General features: G+C 67.0%; 18 protein-coding genes. 15 read left to right on the top strand and 3 right to left on the bottom strand.

Features of this window, described 5'->3' with window-relative positions; genetic code table 11:
- The first annotated feature begins 29 nt into the window (after positions 1 to 29).
- On the top strand, positions 30 to 740 hold the full coding sequence (locus ACQPW1_RS31805) for a TetR/AcrR family transcriptional regulator (RefSeq protein ID WP_433655448.1): 711 nt from the start codon (positions 30 to 32) through the stop codon (positions 738 to 740).
- Between the two features lie 5 nt (positions 741 to 745).
- On the opposite strand, the gene ACQPW1_RS31800 is transcribed toward ACQPW1_RS31805, so the two are convergent.
- Positions 746 to 1,285: an NUDIX hydrolase gene (locus ACQPW1_RS31800; protein ID WP_433655447.1), complete on the bottom strand. Its 540-nt coding sequence runs from the start codon at positions 1,283 to 1,285 to the stop codon at positions 746 to 748.
- 64 nt (positions 1,286 to 1,349) lie between these two features.
- Here ACQPW1_RS31800 and ACQPW1_RS31795 point away from each other — a divergent pair, with 64 nt between their 5' ends.
- On the top strand, positions 1,350 to 2,105 hold the full coding sequence (locus ACQPW1_RS31795) for a DUF6882 domain-containing protein (RefSeq protein ID WP_433655446.1): 756 nt from the start codon (positions 1,350 to 1,352) through the stop codon (positions 2,103 to 2,105).
- An 8-nt stretch (positions 2,106 to 2,113) separates the two neighbouring features.
- Here the strand turns inward: ACQPW1_RS31795 and ACQPW1_RS31790 are convergent, their stop codons facing one another.
- Positions 2,114 to 3,328 carry a DUF418 domain-containing protein gene (locus ACQPW1_RS31790; RefSeq protein WP_433655445.1) on the bottom strand — a complete coding sequence of 405 codons (1,215 nt, stop codon included), beginning with the start codon at positions 3,326 to 3,328 and terminating at the stop codon, positions 2,114 to 2,116.
- Between the two features lie 156 nt (positions 3,329 to 3,484).
- Here ACQPW1_RS31790 and dop point away from each other — a divergent pair, with 156 nt between their 5' ends.
- The 7 genes from dop to ACQPW1_RS31755 all read left to right on the top strand — a co-directional run bounded on the left by dop (position 3,485) and on the right by ACQPW1_RS31755 (position 9,327).
- A complete protein-coding gene (gene dop / locus ACQPW1_RS31785) occupies positions 3,485 to 4,984 on the top strand; it encodes a depupylase/deamidase Dop (protein WP_433655444.1) in 1,500 nt (499 codons plus the stop codon).
- Positions 4,985 to 5,144: 160 nt separating this feature from the next.
- Positions 5,145 to 5,339 (top strand): ubiquitin-like protein Pup, encoded by a 195-nt coding sequence (locus tag ACQPW1_RS31780; RefSeq protein ID WP_150404595.1) that lies wholly within the window; start codon positions 5,145 to 5,147, stop codon positions 5,337 to 5,339.
- Positions 5,336 to 6,196: a proteasome subunit beta gene (prcB, locus tag ACQPW1_RS31775; RefSeq protein ID WP_357389342.1), complete on the top strand. Its 861-nt coding sequence runs from the start codon at positions 5,336 to 5,338 to the stop codon at positions 6,194 to 6,196. Before ACQPW1_RS31780 ends, prcB begins: the two co-directional genes overlap by 4 nt.
- Positions 6,197 to 6,269: 73 nt before the next feature.
- On the top strand, positions 6,270 to 7,043 hold the full coding sequence (gene prcA / locus ACQPW1_RS31770; protein ID WP_433655443.1) for a proteasome subunit alpha: 774 nt from the start codon (positions 6,270 to 6,272) through the stop codon (positions 7,041 to 7,043).
- A 210-nt stretch (positions 7,044 to 7,253) separates the two neighbouring features.
- Positions 7,254 to 8,612 carry a Pup--protein ligase gene (gene pafA, locus ACQPW1_RS31765; protein ID WP_186818252.1) on the top strand — a complete coding sequence of 453 codons (1,359 nt, stop codon included), beginning with the start codon at positions 7,254 to 7,256 and terminating at the stop codon, positions 8,610 to 8,612.
- Between the two features lie 42 nt (positions 8,613 to 8,654).
- The gene (locus ACQPW1_RS31760) at positions 8,655 to 8,894 is read left to right on the top strand and encodes a FitA-like ribbon-helix-helix domain-containing protein (RefSeq protein ID WP_433655442.1); all 240 of its coding nucleotides are present in this window, start codon (positions 8,655 to 8,657) and stop codon (positions 8,892 to 8,894) included.
- Between the two features lie 172 nt (positions 8,895 to 9,066).
- Positions 9,067 to 9,327 (top strand): DUF4440 domain-containing protein, encoded by a 261-nt coding sequence (locus ACQPW1_RS31755; protein WP_433665379.1) that lies wholly within the window; start codon positions 9,067 to 9,069, stop codon positions 9,325 to 9,327.
- A gap of 85 nt (positions 9,328 to 9,412) precedes the next feature.
- On the opposite strand, the gene ACQPW1_RS31750 is transcribed toward ACQPW1_RS31755, so the two are convergent.
- Positions 9,413 to 9,709 carry an MTH1187 family thiamine-binding protein gene (locus ACQPW1_RS31750; protein WP_433655441.1) on the bottom strand — a complete coding sequence of 99 codons (297 nt, stop codon included), beginning with the start codon at positions 9,707 to 9,709 and terminating at the stop codon, positions 9,413 to 9,415.
- An 89-nt stretch (positions 9,710 to 9,798) separates the two neighbouring features.
- On the opposite strand from ACQPW1_RS31750, the gene ACQPW1_RS31745 reads away from it, so the two are divergent.
- The 6 genes from ACQPW1_RS31745 (at position 9,799) to ACQPW1_RS31720 (ending at position 17,027) form a co-directional block, all read left to right on the top strand.
- Positions 9,799 to 10,794 (top strand): helix-turn-helix transcriptional regulator, encoded by a 996-nt coding sequence (locus ACQPW1_RS31745; RefSeq protein ID WP_433655440.1) that lies wholly within the window; start codon positions 9,799 to 9,801, stop codon positions 10,792 to 10,794.
- Entirely contained in the window at positions 10,791 to 11,765 is a 975-nt protein-coding gene (locus ACQPW1_RS31740; RefSeq protein ID WP_433655439.1) for a helix-turn-helix transcriptional regulator, read from the top strand. Before ACQPW1_RS31745 ends, ACQPW1_RS31740 begins: the two co-directional genes overlap by 4 nt.
- 31 nt (positions 11,766 to 11,796) lie before the next feature.
- Entirely contained in the window at positions 11,797 to 12,822 is a 1,026-nt protein-coding gene (locus tag ACQPW1_RS31735) for a 2-dehydropantoate 2-reductase (protein WP_433655438.1), read from the top strand.
- Between the two features lie 149 nt (positions 12,823 to 12,971).
- A complete protein-coding gene (tatA, locus tag ACQPW1_RS31730; RefSeq protein WP_433655437.1) occupies positions 12,972 to 13,247 on the top strand; it encodes a Sec-independent protein translocase subunit TatA in 276 nt (91 codons plus the stop codon).
- 121 nt (positions 13,248 to 13,368) lie between these two features.
- Complete coding sequence (gene tatC, locus ACQPW1_RS31725) at positions 13,369 to 14,322, top strand: twin-arginine translocase subunit TatC (RefSeq protein WP_433655436.1); 954 nt, start codon at positions 13,369 to 13,371, stop codon at positions 14,320 to 14,322.
- A gap of 2 nt (positions 14,323 to 14,324) precedes the next feature.
- The gene (locus tag ACQPW1_RS31720) at positions 14,325 to 17,027 is read left to right on the top strand and encodes a DEAD/DEAH box helicase (RefSeq protein WP_433655435.1); all 2,703 of its coding nucleotides are present in this window, start codon (positions 14,325 to 14,327) and stop codon (positions 17,025 to 17,027) included.
- Positions 17,028 to 17,062: the final 35 nt, after the last annotated feature.

The following is a 17,062-nucleotide window of genomic DNA, read 5'->3' as shown; positions in this document are numbered from 1 at the left end:
GTCAACCGTCGTGCGGGTATCGTGATTCTGTGACCACGACCAGCGGAAACCCCGAGCCCCCCGTCACGGACGGTCGCGCCACCCGCTGGAACGGGCACAAGGCCCAGCGCCGCGCCGACGTGATCGACGCCGCCATCACCGTCATCGAGGAGCACGGCGTCGAGGTGTCGGTGCAGCAGATCGCCGACCGGCTCAAGCTGCCGCGCCCGGTGGTCTACCGCCATTTCGACGGCCGCAGCGACCTGGACGAGCAGATCCGCCGCCAGATCCTGGAATCGCTACTCGCGCAGGTCATGCCGATGCTGGACCCGGACGGCACGGTGCGCGATGCCGTCCGCGGCGCCGTCGGCACTTACGTTCGCTGGGTCGAACGCCACCCGAACCTGCACCGCTTCATCGGTGGCGCGGCGCCGCAGGGTGATTCGTCGCTGGCCGGTGCGCGCGACCGGATCGGCGGCCGGCTGGCCGACCTGTTCGCCATCTGGCTGTCCCGCTTCGGCATCGACCCGGGCCGGGCCCGCCCGATGGCCTTCGGCATCATCGGCTTCGTCGACGGCGTGGTGAACAGCTGGCGCGCCGACCCGGCGACCACCCTGTCCTCGGATCAGGTGGAAGGCATTCTCACCGAATCGGTGCTGGCGCTGTTCGAAGGCAACGCGCGCAGTCTCGGTGTTCCGCTGGAACGCGACGTGGTCGTCGGCGATCTGCTTGCCCGGCCGGAAGCGTTGCGCGTCAAGTAGTCCCGTCAGTCCCTGAGGTCCGGGCGATGCAATTCGACTGCCAGGGCGATCAATTCGGCCATATGGTCGCCGTCGGTGCGGGCCAGCTGTAGGGCTTCGGCGAGCGGAACTGCGCGGACTTCGAGGATTTGCTCGGCATCGTCCGGGTTGGTCGGCGCCGAGTCCAGGACCACGTCTGCGGCGCACCAGAGCCAGGCCTTGTGCGGATGCGGCTGCCAATCGCGAAAGGGGGCAGCCAGATTGCTGGTGGCGTAGTGCGCGCCGAGCCAGCGGACCGGGCCGGTAGGGTGGGCGCCTGCTTCTTCGCGGAGTTCGCGGCGGAGGCACTCGTCGATGGATTCGTTCCGCTCGCGGGTGCCGCCGGGAAGCAACCAGATATCGCGATCGTCGCGGCACAGCACGATATGGTCGCCGACGAAGCAGACGACATGGATGTTGGTGACCAGTTCGTCGGGTGGGGCTTCGGTGGCGAACCGGACGTCCATATCACCCCACGCCCAGTGGGTCGGGGTGTGCAGCAACGGATAACGGTCGGCCAAGGTCACCTCATGAAACTAGTGGCAGCGGACGATACATACGAGGGGGAATGTGTTGACTACGCTCATGCCGGTGTCCGAACCTGTGCCCTTGACGAGGCTGCTCGACGACGCGGGGTTACTGTCGCTCGAGCACCGGCTACACGTCGAAGAACTGCTGGGTTCGCACCGGTGGCAGGCCGATATGGAGGAGGGTCGGCTCGAATTCATCGGTGCGGAGCAGACATTCGTGTGTACGAAGTTTCACCTGCTCGGCACGGCCGATAGCGAGTCGTGGCTGTGGGCCTGGGCGAATCCGTGGGGTTTTCCCAAGTCGTTGATCGCGGTGGCGCGGATGGTGCGCGAGTTCGGCTTCCGATACGGCGTCGCCGAATTGTGTGCCGCCGAAATGCCGGTCGCGCTGGGGCGGGCGAAACCGGAGCCGCACCAGGTGGCGGAGCTGCTGGCGGACGCCGCGAAAGTGATTTCCGGGCATTGGAGTTCGTACTGCGGCGTCACCGACGGCACCTGCGTGGCGTTTCTCGTCGAGCACCCGGCCTTCGAACTACCGCCGCCGAGCGCGTCCGTCCTGGCGCGTGTACTCGCCCATGGCATAAACGCATTGCCGCTGATCGACCATCGGCGCGCCACCCAGAGTTACCTGAGTAGAAGGGGTTTGGTCACCGCGTTCCTCGAGGACCAGCGGTTGCTCGAATTCAATGGCTCCGGCGTGGCGGGAACCATCGAATTCGATGACGACGGCTGTGTCGCCAATCTCGATGTCGGGGTGGTCATGGACCGAATCGAGTTGCCGACCGCGACGAAAGCGCAGTCGGCCAACTCACTTTGACGATTGGCTCAGGCCCTTCCGGCCAGCGCCTGGTAGCTGCGATGCCACGCCCATTCGACCGGCCCGCGTTCGAACCTACGCAACCAGAAGTGGGCTCCGGTCACGATGATCAGCGCCACCAGCAGATAGATGCCGACGGTGAAGGGCACCCGCGCATCGGGGGAGACCCGGGCGGCGAGGCCGAAACCCCATCCGTAGCAAAGGATCGACGCCACCAGGTTCTGCAGGACGTAGCAGCTGAGCGCGGTCCGCCCGACCTCGGTGAGCCTGCGGCCGACGAACCCGACCCGCGGTCGGCGCAGGTAGAAGTCCGCGACCAGGGCCAGGATGCCCAGCGCGACAACGGGTGCGGTGCCGTACCGGGTGAAGACGAAGTAGTCACTGTTGCCCGCGATACCGGCGATCAGGTCGATCGGCGCCGCGACGCCGAAACCGGCGATCATCAGCCACTTCCGAATCGGCGCGCCCTCGGGCCGGAAGACACCGGCCCGGAACAGCTTGGCCCCGACCAGGAACAACGCCACCGACATGGGGAACACGAACAGCGTCTCGAAGCGGAACTCGCCGGCGTGCTGCAGCCGGTACACCACCAGGTCCCAGAACGACCCGTCCGCATAGGGATTCGGATCCAGCGGTTTGTGCGGGGCGGCATCCGCGCGTGGCGCGAGCGCCATGGCCAGCCCGATGACGGTGAGGATCGCGAGGTGGATACCCGCCTGGACGATCAGCCAGCGACGTTGCGCGCGTTCACTTGTCGTGAGGATGAACGCGACGATCAGCCCGGTGACCGCGTACCCCATCAACACGTCGAACTCGGCGACGAACACGAAGTTCAGCAGTCCGTCCAGCAGCAACAGCCCGGCCCGGATCGGATACTTGCCCGGCCAGCGTCGCCCGCCACGCTGCGCGGAGGACTGCTGAATAGCGAGCCCGATGCCGAACATGATGGTGAGCAGCCCGAGGAACTTGCCCTGCGCCAGCTGCTGCAATACCCGCTCGGCCCACATCCAGCCGGTCGCGGGCTGCGTCAACTCATCGAAGTAGCCCGCGAGCCCTTCCTGGTGGGTCATGATCCAGATGTTGGTGCCGAGCGTGCCGAGGATCGCGATACCGCGCAGCACATCCAGCGCGACCAATCGCGAGCGCCCGGCCGTGGCTGGAGCGTCCGCCGCACGATGCCGCGCTGCGGTGCCGACGTGCGGATCGGCGAGAGATTCGGTCATGCGCCGACTATCGCGCCGACCGGCCGCCGGGCGGGTCCTCCGGAAGTACCACCCCCGGTATGAGATTGAAGTCCACCAGCGGCAATCGGGTCGCCGGACGGCCCGGCGCAGGCAGCGGACGGACTTCGCCGGACGCGGCCCGTTAGGCTCGACCCCATGCAGCGCATCATCGGAATCGAGGTCGAGTACGGCATTTCGACCCCAACCGAGCCGTCGGCCAACCCGATCCTCACCTCAACGCAGGCCGTGCTCGCCTACGCCGCCGCCGAGGGTGTGCCGCGCGCGAAACGCACCCGCTGGGACTACGAGGTGGAGTCGCCGCTGCGCGACGCGCGCGGCTTCGACCTGAGCCGGATGAACGGCCCGGCGCCGGTGATCGACGCCGACGAGGTCGGTGCGGCGAACATGATCCTCACCAACGGCGCTCGGCTCTATGTCGACCACGCCCACCCCGAGTACTCCGCGCCCGAGGTGACCGATCCACTGGACGCGGTCATTTGGGACAAAGCGGGCGAGCGGGTGATGGAGGCCGCCGCGCGGCACGCGTCGAGCGTGCCCGGCGCCCCGCGGCTGCAGCTGTACAAGAACAACGTCGACGGCAAGGGCGCCTCCTACGGCACCCACGAGAACTATCTGATGAGCCGCGACACCCCGTTCAACCAGATCATCCTCGGCCTCACCCCGTTCTTCGTGTCGCGCCAGGTGATCACCGGCTCCGGCCGGGTCGGCATCGGGCAGTCCGGTGACCACGCCGGATTCCAGCTGTCCCAGCGCGCCGACTACATCGAGGTCGAGGTCGGCCTGGAGACCACCCTCAAGCGCGGCATCATCAACACCCGCGACGAGCCGCACGCCGACGCGGACAAGTACCGCAGGCTGCACGTCATCATCGGCGACGCCAACCTGGCCGAGATGTCCACCTACCTCAAGGTCGGCACCACCGCGCTGGTGCTCGACCTGATCGAGGCGGGCGAGGACCTGTCCGAATTCCAGCTGGCTCGCCCGGTCACCGCCGTGCACACGATCAGCCACGACCCGACGCTGCGCGCCACCGTCGCGCTCACCGACGGCCGCGAGCTGACCGGCCTTGCGCTGCAGCGGATGTACCTGGACCGAGTGATCAAGTTCATGGATCGCACCGGCAACGACGACAAGCGCGTGCAGGACATCATCGAGAACTGGGCCATGGTGCTCGACCTGCTCGAGCGCGATCCGATGGAATGCGCGAGCCTGCTCGACTGGCCGGCCAAGTTGCGCCTGCTCGAGGGCATGCGCCAGCGCGAGGGTTTGGGCTGGGCGGCGCCGAAGCTGCACCTGATGGATCTGCAGTACTCCGACGTGCGCCTGGACAAGGGCCTTTACAACCGCCTGGTGGCCCGTGGGTCGATGAAACGGCTCGTCACCGAGCAGCAGGTGATGGACGCGATGACCAACCCGCCCACCGACACTCGCGCCTACTTCCGCGGTGAATGCCTGCGGCGATTCGGCGCCGACATCGCGGCGGCGAGCTGGGATTCGGTGATCTTCGACCTCGGCGGCGATTCGCTGGTCCGGATCCCGACCCTGGAGCCGCGTCGCGGGACAAAGGCGCACGTAGGCAAGCTGCTGGACGGCGTGACCTCTGCTGCCGATCTTGTGGAACAGCTCACAACCTGATCACAAGACCGCTACCGACTCGGCCCATATCGGCACGGAATACGACATGGTGTCGGTTCGGCTGGGTAGTGTTGAAGAACGAGCACGGACATTGCTCATGACCGGGGCCGTGCTCAGAATTGAGCTCCGGTCATGATGAGGACAGAGGAGGTCGGCTGCCATGGCACAAGAGCAGACCAAGCGCGCCGGGGGCGGCGACGAGGATGACGGTCCGGAGGGTGCGGACGCCGCCGGTCAGGAGCGCCGCGAAAAGCTGGCGGAGGACACCGACGACCTGCTCGACGAGATCGATGATGTGCTCGAGGAGAACGCCGAAGACTTCGTCCGTGCGTACGTTCAGAAAGGCGGCCAGTGACAGTAGGTGACCCCTCGCGTCTCCACCTGGGGTACGCCCTCTCGTCCTTCTCCGAATACCTCCGCATGCACGCTCCGGAAATGTTGCCCGGCAACAAGTTCGGACCGATCGATGGCGCGGCTCTGAGCGCCACCAGTGCGAAGGACATCGCGCCGCATGGCACCACCATCGTCGCGATCAGCTACCGCGGTGGCGTGCTCATCGCCGGTGACCGGCGGGCCACCCAGGGAAACCTGTTGGCCAGCAGGGACATCGAGAAGGTCTACATCACCGACAGCTTCTCCGCGGCAGGCATCGCCGGCACCGCGGGCATGGCCGTCGAGATGGTGCGGATCTTCGCGGTGGAGCTGGAGCACTACGAGAAGCTCGAGGGCGTATCCCTGACCTTCGACGGCAAGTCCAACAAGCTGTCGAAGATGGTGCGCGAGAACTTGCCCGCCGCCCTGCAGGGGCTGGCGGTGGTTCCGATGTTGGTCGGTTACGACGTCAATGCCACCGATCCGGACAAGGTCGGTCGCATCGTGTCGTACGACGTGGTGGGTGGACGCAGCGAGGAGCGGTTCGGCTACGCCGCGGTGGGATCGGGTTCGGTCTTCGCCAAGGGGTCGCTGAAGAAGCTGTACGCCAAGGGAATTGATCAGGAGCGCGCGCTGCGCATCGCCGTCGAGGCGCTGTTCGACGCGGCCGACGACGACACCGCGACGGGCGGTCCCGATCTGATGCGCGGGATCTACCCGACGGCGATCGTCATCGACGAGGAAGGTGCGGTCGAGGTGACCGAGGACCGCCTCGAGGTGATCGCGCGTGGCATCGTCGCCGATCGTGAGGCCGCTGAAGAGGGGAGTGCCCGCGCATGACCGAGTCAGGGCACGGAGGAGGCAGCCTGCGTAACCACGGAGTGCCCCGCGGGCATGCGAAGAGAGGCACAGCATGACACTGCCTTATTACGCGTCCGCTGAGCAGATCATGCGGGACAAGACCGAGCTCGCCCGCAAGGGCATCGGTCGCGGCCGCAGCGTCGTGGTCCTGGTGTACGACAAGGGTGTGCTGTTCGTCGCGGAGAACCCGTCCGCGACGCTGCACAAGGTGAGTGAGCTCTACGACCGGGTCGGTTTCGCCGCGGTCGGCAAGTACAACGAGTTCGAGAATCTGCGCCGCAGCGGAATCCTGCAGGCCGACATTCGCGGTTATCAGTACGACCGCCGCGACGTGACCGGCCGGGCATTGGCCAACGCCTACGCGCAGGTACTCGGGTCGATCTTCACCGATCAGCTCAAGCCCTACGAGGTGGAGATCTGTGTGGCGGAGGTGGGTTATCCGGAGCAGCAGCCGACGGCGGTGCTGTATCGGATCACCTTCGACGGGTCGATCGTGGACGAGCGTGAATACGTGGTGATGGGCGGCACGACCGAGCCGATCCTCACCGCGTTGAAGGCGTCCTACAAGCCGGGCCTCGATCTGGCCGGCGCGATCAAGGTCGCGGTCGAGGCGCTGCAGGCGGGCGTCCCGGAGGGCACCGAGAAGGAAAAGCGGGTGCTCGACGTGAATTCGCTCGAGGTCGCCGCGCTGGAGCAGGCACGGCCGCGGCGGGCCTTCCGCCGGGTCACCAACTCCGCGTTGGAGCAGTTGCTGAGCCCCGCCAAGAAGGGCAAGGCCAAGTCGGTCGAACCGGCACCGGCGGCGGAGACTCCCGAAAAGGAGTAACCACCGACGTGAGTTCAGGGCCCGTGCATGGGTGTGCCGCAGTCGCGGCCGCCGGTGCACGAGCCCTGAACTTTGTCCATCGCAGGCCCAGATCGAGGGTGAGAATTCCCACTCGGTTCCGCGAACCGGACCGAATCGTTGTGAAGACGTATGCGTTCGTGTTGTCCGCAGCCCCACGCGAGCGCATGACATGGCTGTAATGTCGATAGTGTGCAGCGACGAATCATGGGGATCGAGACCGAGTTCGGTGTGACATGCACCTTCCACGGTCACCGTCGGCTGTCCCCCGACGAGGTAGCCCGGTACCTTTTCCGCCGGGTGGTGTCCTGGGGCCGCAGCTCGAACGTGTTCCTCCGCAACGGTGCTCGGCTCTACCTCGATGTCGGGTCCCACCCGGAGTACGCGACTGCCGAGTGCGACAGCCTGCACCAACTGGTGACCCACGACCGAGCGGGCGAGCGGGTTCTCGAAGAGTTGCTGATCGACGCCGAGCAGCGGCTCGCCGAAGAAGGCATCGGCGGCGACATCTACCTGTTCAAGAACAACACCGATTCCGCGGGCAACTCCTACGGCTGCCACGAGAACTTCCTCGTGGTGCGCGCGGGGGAGTTCTCCAGGATCTCCGACGTGCTGTTGCCGTTCCTGGTGACCCGTCAGCTGATCTGCGGCGCGGGCAAGATCCTGCAGACGCCGAAGGCGGCCACGTTCTGCCTGTCCCAGCGTGCGGAGCACATCTGGGAGGGTGTGTCGTCCGCGACCACGCGTTCGCGGCCGATCATCAACACGCGCGACGAGCCGCACGCGGACGCGGAGAAGTACCGCCGCCTGCACGTCATCGTCGGCGACTCGAACATGGCCGAGCCGACCACCATGCTCAAGGTCGGCACCGCCGCGCTGGTGCTGGAGATGATCGAGGCGGGCGTCTCGTTCCGGGACTTCGCCCTGGACAACCCGATTCGTGCGATTCGCGAGGTAAGTCACGATCTCACCGGTCGTCGTCCGGTCCGGCTCGCCGGTGGTCGCCAGGCCAGTGCCCTGGACATCCAGCGCGAGTACTACGCCCGCGCGGTCGAGCACCTGCGCAACCGCGACCGGGACCCGCAGATCGACCAGGTCGTCGACCTGTGGGGTCGCACCCTGGACGCCGTCGAGGCGCAGGACTTCGCCAAGGTCGACACCGAGATCGACTGGGTGATCAAGCGCAAGCTGTTCCAGCGCTACCAGGATCGCTACAGCATGGAGCTGTCCGACCCGAAGATCGCCCAGCTCGACCTCGCCTACCACGACATCAAGCGCGGCCGCGGCGTCTTCGACCTGCTGCAGCGCAAGGGTCTGGCCAAGCGGATCACCGAGGACGAAGCCGTGGACGCCGCGGTCGACACCCCGCCGCAGACCACCAGGGCCAAACTCCGCGGCGACTTCATCACCGCCGCCCAGGAAGCCGGCCGCGACTTCACCGTCGACTGGGTCCACCTCAAGCTGAACGACCAAGCCCAGCGCACAGTCCTCTGCAAGGACCCGTTCCGCTCGGTAGACGAACGCGTGGATCGCCTCATCGCCTCGATGTAAAAGCGTTGGTCAGGCGCCGATTGGGCGTCATAGATTAGCGCTATGGTGACCGTCCAGATTCTGGACGTGCCGGACGAAGACGTGGAAGTGCTGCGTCAGTGCGCTGCCATCGCGGGTCTGTCGCTGGACGCATACCTGCGACAGCACTTTATCGAGCTCGCTCGGCGGCTCACCAAGGCTGAAGCGATGGCGCGGATCCGCGAGGCGCTGGAACGCGATCCGTGGCCGGGCGCCGATGCTGGCAGCACGCTGGAGGCGCTGAGGGAAGTTCGCGGCGAGTAAGCACCTGCCGGGCTTGTTCGAGTGTCGGATGTGGCAACTATCCCTACCGTGGACTTATGGCAGACACAGAACTTCTGAACGAGCTGCTTGAGGTCGAGCGTAAGGGCTGGGACTCGCTGTGTGACGGCACCGGGGCGGATTTCTACGGTTCTCTGATGACGGTGATGCGGTGATGGTGCTGGCGCACGGGGTGGTGATGGATCGCGTCGAAGTTGTTGCCGCCCTCGGGGATTCACCGCCTTGGCGGACTTACGAGATTCTCGACCCGCGGGTGGTCGACGCCGATGTAGACAGCAAGATTCTTGTCTACATCGGCGTCGCCTACGGCGAAGGCGAGGCGCCTGCATTCCGCGGGATCATGTCGAGCGTCTACCTGCGCGCAGGCGGCGAATGGAAGATGGCGCTCTACCAGCAGACGCCGATTCCGGACTAGCCGCACACCTTTTGACATCCGCACGCGTGTCAGTGCGGCGAGTTGCTGTGCGGGAAATCAGAGGGTGTGCGGCTGTTGCTGCGAGTCAGCCCTCCGCGAGGTAGCGCTCGACCGTTTCGACCTTCGAGGTCATGCCGTCGGTGACTCCGGGGCGGATGTCAGCCTTGAGGACCAGGCTGCAGCGCGGGGCGGCGGCGAGGACGGCGTCGGTGGCCTGTTTGACGACGGGCATCACCTCGTCCCATTCGCCCTCGATGGTGGTGAACATGGCATCGGTGCGGTTCGGCAGTCCGCTGGCGCGCACGATGCGGACGGCTTCGGCGACGGCGCGGCCGACGTCGACGCCGGTGCCGAGGGGAGTCACGGAGAAGGCGATGATCATGTGTTCAATACTGCCGCCTGCCCACATGTGATCGAGTGAATCGCGCGCCGACGCGCACGCGCGGAGCCGGGCCGATTACCCTCTATCGGGTGGCGATATCCAAGGTCGAGCGGCTGATGAATCTGGTCATCGCGCTGCTGTCGACCCGGCAGTTCCTGACCGCGGAGCGGATCCGGGACAGCGTCGCGGGATACGAGGATTCGGCCAGCGACGAAGCGTTCAGCCGAATGTTCGAGCGGGACAAGAACGAGCTGCGTGACCTGGGCATACCCCTGGAGATCGGGCCGGTCGGCCGGTACTCGTCGGTGGAGGGATACCGGATCAACCGGGACGCCTACGAGCTGCCCGAGATCGACCTGACCGACGAGGAAGCCGCCGCGGTCGCGGTCGCCGTGCAGATGTGGGAATCGCCGGAACTGGCCGCCGCCGCGGATGGCGCACTGCTCAAACTGCGCGCCGCGGGCATCCACGTGGAGACCGACGCCGCCGTGGCCTCGGTGCCCGCCGTGCCCGCGCGGACCCGCGGTTCGGAGCCGGTGCTCGGCAAGCTGCTCGCCGCGATCGACGCGGGTCAGGCGGTGCGGTTCGAGCATCGTGGCGCGATCAATGCCCCGTATCTGATGCGTGATGTGGAGCCGTGGGGTGTGGTGACCCGGCACGGGCGCTGGTATCTCGTCGGGCACGATCGGGCTCGGGACGCGGTACGCAGCTTCCGGTTGTCCAGGATCGGCGACGACGTGACCGCCTACGGGCCGGAGAACGCCGTCAGCAAACCGGACGGTATCGATCTGCGCAAGATCGTTGACACGGTCACCAGTTCGGCACCTGTCAGCGGCACGGCAACAGTGTGGGTCGCCGACGGACGCGGGCGAGAGCTGCGCCGGATCGGCCAGGTGACCGGCGAACGCACCATCGGCGGCCGGGTCGGCGCCGTGGTCGAGCTCCCGGTTCGCTCCCGCGACTGGATCGCCCGCCTGATCACCGGCCTCGGCCCGGACGCGGTCGTGCTCGCGCCGGAAGAGCTGCGCACGGATGTGGTCGCCCGGCTGCGCTCGGTCTTCGATCGCACGGAGGTCACGGCGTGAGCTCTAGGCTTTCCGTTCGACTTTCACGGCTGCTGAACATGATCCCGTACTTCATCGCCCACCCCGGCATCAGCGCCGCGGAAGCCGCCGCCGATCTCGGCGTGACCACCAAGCAGCTGATGAGCGACCTGAACCAGCTGTGGATGTGCGGTCTGCCCGGTTACGGCCCCGGCGACCTGATCGACCTGTCGTTCTCCGAGGAGAGCGTCGAGGTCACCTTCTCCGCCGGCATCGACCGCCCGCTGCGCCTCACCTCCACCGAGGCGACCGCGCTGCTGGTGGCGCTGCGCTCGATCGTGGACATGCCGGGCATGGTCGACCCGACCGCGGCGCACGCGGCCATCGCGAAGATCGAATCGGCCATCGTCGGCGGTTCCGGCGCCGAACTCGACGGCGCCCGTACTCCGCCGACCGAGGCCCCCGCCGTCGCCACGGTGCGTTCGGCACTGGCCAGGCACCGTGCGTTGCGCTTGGTCTACTACTCGGCGAGCCGCGACGTCGTCACCGAACGGGTGGTCGATCCGATCCGAATTGTCTTGGTGGACAACAACAGTTACCTGCAAGCCTGGTGCCGCCAGGCCGAAGGTGTCCGCCTCTTCCGGTTCGACCGGATCGAGGCCGCCACCGAACTCGACGAACCGGCCAGGCCGCCGAGCCACGCCACTGAGGAGTCCGCGGCACTCGACCTGTTCCAGGACGATCCCGCGGTTCCGTTGGCGCGCTTGCGAATTCACGGCGACTATGCCTGGGTGCTCGATCAGTACCCGATGCATCGAGTCGCGGTGAACGCCGATGGCAGCCTGGAGGCGACCATGCGGTTCGCCACCCTGGACTGGATGGCACGCCTGCTGCTCGGCTTCGGCGCGGGCGTCACGGTCCTCGGCCCGCCGGAATTGGTCGCCGCGGTGCGCGAGCGCTCCAACGCCGCACTGGCCGCCTACGCCGAAGCCGGATTCGAGGCCGCGGGATGATCACTTACCCTTCGTCGGAAGCCGGGCCCGCGTGACGAGCCGGGTGATGGTGGTCGGTGCGGGCAGCATCGGCCTGTTCGTCGGCGGCAAACTGGCCGTGGCGGGGGCCGACGTCACGTTCGTCGGCAGGCGGCGGATGCTCGACGAGATCACCGCGTCCGGCATCCGGCTCACCGACCTCGACGGCGGCGACGACTCGCTGCCCGCCGACCGCTTCCACGTGGCCACCGAGCCGGACGACGTCGGCTCGGCCGATCTGGTGCTGATCGCGATGAAATCGGCGGCGACCGCGGAGGCGGTGCGTGACCTCACCGGCAAGATCCGACCGGGCACGGTGGTGCTGAGCCTGCAGAACGGCATCGGCAACGACACCGTGATCCGGGAGATCCTGCCCAACTGTGTGGTGCTGGCCGGAATGGTGATGTTCAACGTGGTGCACCACGAGGGCGGCCGGTTTCATCGCGGCACCCAGGGCGTTGTCGCCGTGCAGGACGATCCCGGGCTGGCGCCGTTCCTCGGCGTCTTCGAGCAGGCCGGTCTCGCGCTGCGCCGCTACCCTGACCTGCGCCCCGTGCAGTGGGCCAAACTGCTGCTGAACCTGAACAACCCGATCAACGCCCTCTCCGGGCGACCGCTGCGCGAGCAACTCGCCGACCGCAACTATCGCCGCTGCCTGTCGCTGGCTCAGCGGGAGGCGCTCACGGTGATGAACCGAGCGCGGATCGCCCCCGCCCGTCTGACGCCGCTGCCGCCCGCGGTGATGGCGACGCTGTTGACCGTCCCCGACGGCGTTTTCCGGCGCGTTTTCGGCCGGGTACTCGCCGTCGACCCGATGGCCCGCTCGTCCATGGCGGACGACCTCGAACTCGGCCGCAAAACCGAAATCTCTTGGCTCTGTGGCGAAATCGTCGGTCTCGGCGCGATGGTCGGCCTGCCGACGCCGGTGAACCAGCGGCTGATCGAACTGATCGTCGCCGCCGAGCAGGGCGACCGGCGCACCTGGACCGGTGCGGAACTGCTCGAACAACTGCGAGCCGCGCACGCGAGCGGCCGTTGAACGAACAACTCGGACGGCTCGGCTGAACGCCAGGCCAACACGGCCTCGTGCCTTCGCACACACGAGCGCCCCAGTGGCCGGACGGTGCGTTCGCGCACGTCACCCTCCGGTAGCATCAGAACCATCACCAGTCTTGGGAGGTAACAATCATGGGCAGTCTGAGCATCTGGCACTGGCTGATCATTGCGGTCGTTTTCGTGATGTTCTTCGGTGCCAAGCGGATGCCCGACGCGGCCCGCAGCCTGGGTCGGTCGCTGCGCATCTTCAAGAGCGAGGTCAGTCAGATGCAGAACGAGGGCAAGGAGTCCGACAGCGCGTCGGCCGCTCCGGTACAGCAGCCCGCGCAGCAACTGCCTGCCGCACAGCCGGTGACCCCGTCGGTCACCCAGCAGCCCCAGCCGCAGGCCGCGCCGAAGACGCTCTGAGCGCAATGCTCGTCCCGGAGTGAGCAGCGACTCACTCCGGCAATAGTGCGGTCGCCTCGCGGCGCCGCACTAGCAAGCGCTTCCAGTTGCCGAGCTTCCGACCCAGGGGCAATCACCAGCCATGCGAATCCCGTTCGATCCCCGGCAGAGCAAGCGCCGGACCAACCCCGACGGCACCATGTCGTTGGTCGAGCATCTACAGGAACTGCGCTATCGGTTGCTGGTCTCGATCGCCGCGGTCATCGTCACCACCGTGCTGGGGTTCATCTGGTACGAGTACGGGTTCCTCGGCGTCGAGAGCCTCGGTGACATCCTGCGCGGGCCCTACTGTTCGCTGCCGGACTCCGCGCGCGCCGCGATCAGCCCGGACGGTTCGTGCAAGCTGCTGGCCACCGCGCCGTTCGAGCAGTTCACCCTGCGCCTGAAGGTCGGTATGACCGCGGGCATCGTGCTCGCCGCGCCGGTGTGGCTCTACCAGTTGTGGGCGTTCATTACACCCGGCCTGTACGCGAAGGAACGCAAGTACGCGGTCGGGTTCGTGTCGACCGGGACCGTGCTGTTCGCGACCGGCGCCGCACTGGCGTATGTGGTTGTCGCCCATGCGTTGAGCTTCCTGCTCTCGATCGGCAACAACGTCCAGATCACCGCGCTGAGCGGTTCGCAGTACTTCGGCTTCATCATCCAGCTGCTGGTCATCTTCGGCGTCAGCTTCGAAACCCCGCTGCTGATCATCGGATTGAACCTCATCGGGGTGCTGACCTACGCGCGGCTCAAGGCCTGGCGGCGCGGAATCACCTTCGGGCTCTTCGTCTTCGCGGCCATTGTGACCCCGCAGGATCCGTTCTCCATGCTCGCGTTGGCGATTGCCCTGACGGTGCTGTTCGAGGTCGCGATCCAGTTCTCCCGGTTGAACGACATCCGCAGGGCCCGCAGGGAAGAGGCGAGCCTGGCCGCGCTGTCCGACGAAGAGGCGTCCGCGGTGACCGGCCCCGAGCCGATCGACCCGGCCGACTCGCTGGTGACACCCCCGGATAAAACTGGGCGCTCGATGTCGGACTACTCCGATACCCTCTGACGGTGACACATCACCGGTCGCATACGGGCGAGCTAGCGAAGTTCTCCACCGAGCTGAAGTTCAGCCTGGATCCTTTCCAGCGCACCGCCTGTGCGGCACTCGAAGAGGGGCACAGCGTCCTGGTTTGCGCGCCGACCGGTGCCGGTAAGACGGTTGTCGGCGAATTCGCTGTGCATCTGGCGCTTGCCGCGGGCGGTAAGTGCTTCTACACCACGCCGATCAAGGCGCTGTCGAACCAGAAGTTCGCCGATCTGACCGAGCGTTATGGGCGTGACAGCGTCGGGCTGCTCACCGGCGACCAGTCGATCAACCCCGGTGCCTCCGTTGTTGTGATGACCACCGAGGTGTTGCGCAACATGCTGTACGCGTCGTCGGACGCGTTGCGCGGACTGTCGTTCGTGGTGATGGACGAGGTGCACTACCTCGCCGACCGGTTCCGCGGCGCGGTGTGGGAGGAAGTGATCCTGCATCTGCCGCAGGACGTGAAGCTGGTCAGCCTGTCGGCGACGGTCAGCAATGCCGAGGAGTTCGGCGCCTGGATGGAGACCGTGCGCGGCGATACCGCGGTGGTGGTGGACGAGACGCGACCGGTGCCGCTGTGGCAGCACGTCATGGTGGGTCGGCGGATGTTCGACCTGTTCGACACCGATTCCACGGACCAGAAGGTGCTGGTCGACGAGGATCTGGTGCGCTTCATCCGGCAGCGCGAGGCGGCCGATCGGGCGAACAGCTGGGACCGTCCGCGCAATGGGCGCGGGGGTCCGCGTCGCGACTTCCGGCCGTTGCCGCGTCCGGAGGTGCTGGCCAAGCTGGACGAAGAGGGTCTGCTGCCCGCGATCACCTTCATCTTCAGTCGCGCGGGTTGTGACGGTGCGCTGGCCCAGTGCCTGCGTGCGCGGCTCGATCTGAGTCGCGAGGACGATCGCGAACAGGTCGACGCCATCATCGAGAAGCACACCGGTGATCTGCCGAAGGCGGATCTGGAGGTGCTCGGCTACTGGGAGTGGCGCGAGGCGGTGCATCGCGGGCTGGCCGCGCACCACGCGGGCATGCTGCCCGCCTTCCGGCATACCGTCGAGGAACTGTTCGTCAAGGGTCTGGTGCGGGCCGTATTCGCCACGGAGACACTGGCTCTCGGCATCAACATGCCCGCCCGCACGGTGGTGCTGGAGCGGCTGGTCAAGTACAACGGTGAGTCGCACGCCGAACTCACCCCTGGCGAATACACCCAGTTGACCGGTCGCGCCGGACGACGCGGCATCGACGTCGAGGGTCACGCGGTGGTGCTGTGGCAGCCCGAGGTCGACACCAGCGCGGTTGCCGGTCTGGCCTCCACCAGGACCTATCCGCTGCGCAGTTCGTTCAAGCCTGGCTACAACATGTCGATCAACCTGATCGACCGGATGGGTTCCGACGAATCGCGTGCGCTGCTGGAGCGTTCGTTCGCGCAGTTCCAGGCGGACCGCTCGGTGGTCGGGCTGGTGCGCGGCATCGAACGCAACGAGTCCCAGCTGCGCAAGCTGCGCGATCAGCTCGGCGGCCGGGATGGCGACTTCCTGGAATACATCTCGCTGCGCGAACGGATCAAGCAGCGGGAACGGCAGATCGAACAGCAGGGGCGTTCCGACCGGCGCGGGGTGGCGGTTGCCGCGTTGACCGCGTTGCGGCGCGGTGACGTGGTGGCGATCCCGTCCGGACGACGTGCCGGTCTCGCGGTCATCCTGGAACCCGATGCGACGCCGGGAGATCCGCGTCCGCTGGTGCTCACCGAGGACAAGTGGGCTGGACGGGTGTCGGTGGCCGACTTCCCCGTGCCCGCAGAGACATTGGGGCACATGCGGTTGCCGCGGCGGGTCGATCACCGCACCGCGCAGACCCGGCGCGATCTGGCCTCGGCGCTGCGCAGCACCGGAATCTCGGCGCCGGGCCGGCCGCGGCGCGGCAAGCGTGCCTCGGCGGCCGACGATCGGGAACTGTCCACTTTGCGCCGCACCCTGCGTTCGCATCCGGCGCACACCCGCGCCGATCGGGAACAGATGGCGCGCATCGGCGAGCGCTACAACCGGCTGGCCCGGGAAACCGAGACCATGCGCCAGAAGGTTGCCGCCACCACGAACTCGCTGGCCCGCACCTTCGATCGGATCGTCGGGCTGCTGGAAGAGCGCGGGTTCGTGCACGAGTCCGAGGTGACCGCCGACGGGCGCAGGCTCGCGCGGATCTACTCCGAGAGCGACCTGCTGGTCGCCGAATGCCTGCGGCAGGGGCTGTGGCGCGGGCTCGGACCGGCCGAATTGGCCGGTGTCGTCTCGATTCTCGTGTTCGAATCCCGCCAGGACGGTGGATATCTCGGCGTGACGGGTCCGACCGCGCCGATCCGGCGGGCGATCGGCGAGACCATCCGCGTGTGGAGCGAACTGCGCACCGACGAGGCACGGCACAAGCTGCCGCCCACCCGGGAACCGGATCTGGGTTTCGTCACCGGCGTGCACAAGTGGGCGCGCGGCGACGGGTTGGCCGAGTCGTTGCTCGCCAGCGGTGACCAGGCCGCGCCGCTGTCCGCGGGCGATTTCGTGCGCTGGTGCAGGCAGGTGATCGACCTGCTCGATCAGATCCACGGCAGCGCCGACGATCCGGAGGTCGCGTCGACCGCCGCGAAGGCGGTGCGGGCGATCCGGCGGGGTGTCGTCGCGGTGGACGCCGCGTAGCGGATTCGATTGTGATTTGATTTCTTTCGCGTACC

The sequence above is a fragment of the Nocardia sp. CA-128927 genome, assembly GCF_050955855.1.
Classification (GTDB): domain Bacteria; phylum Actinomycetota; class Actinomycetes; order Mycobacteriales; family Mycobacteriaceae; genus Nocardia.
The sequence above is the reverse complement of the archived record's forward strand: the minus strand, read 5'-3'. Positions and strand labels throughout refer to the sequence as shown.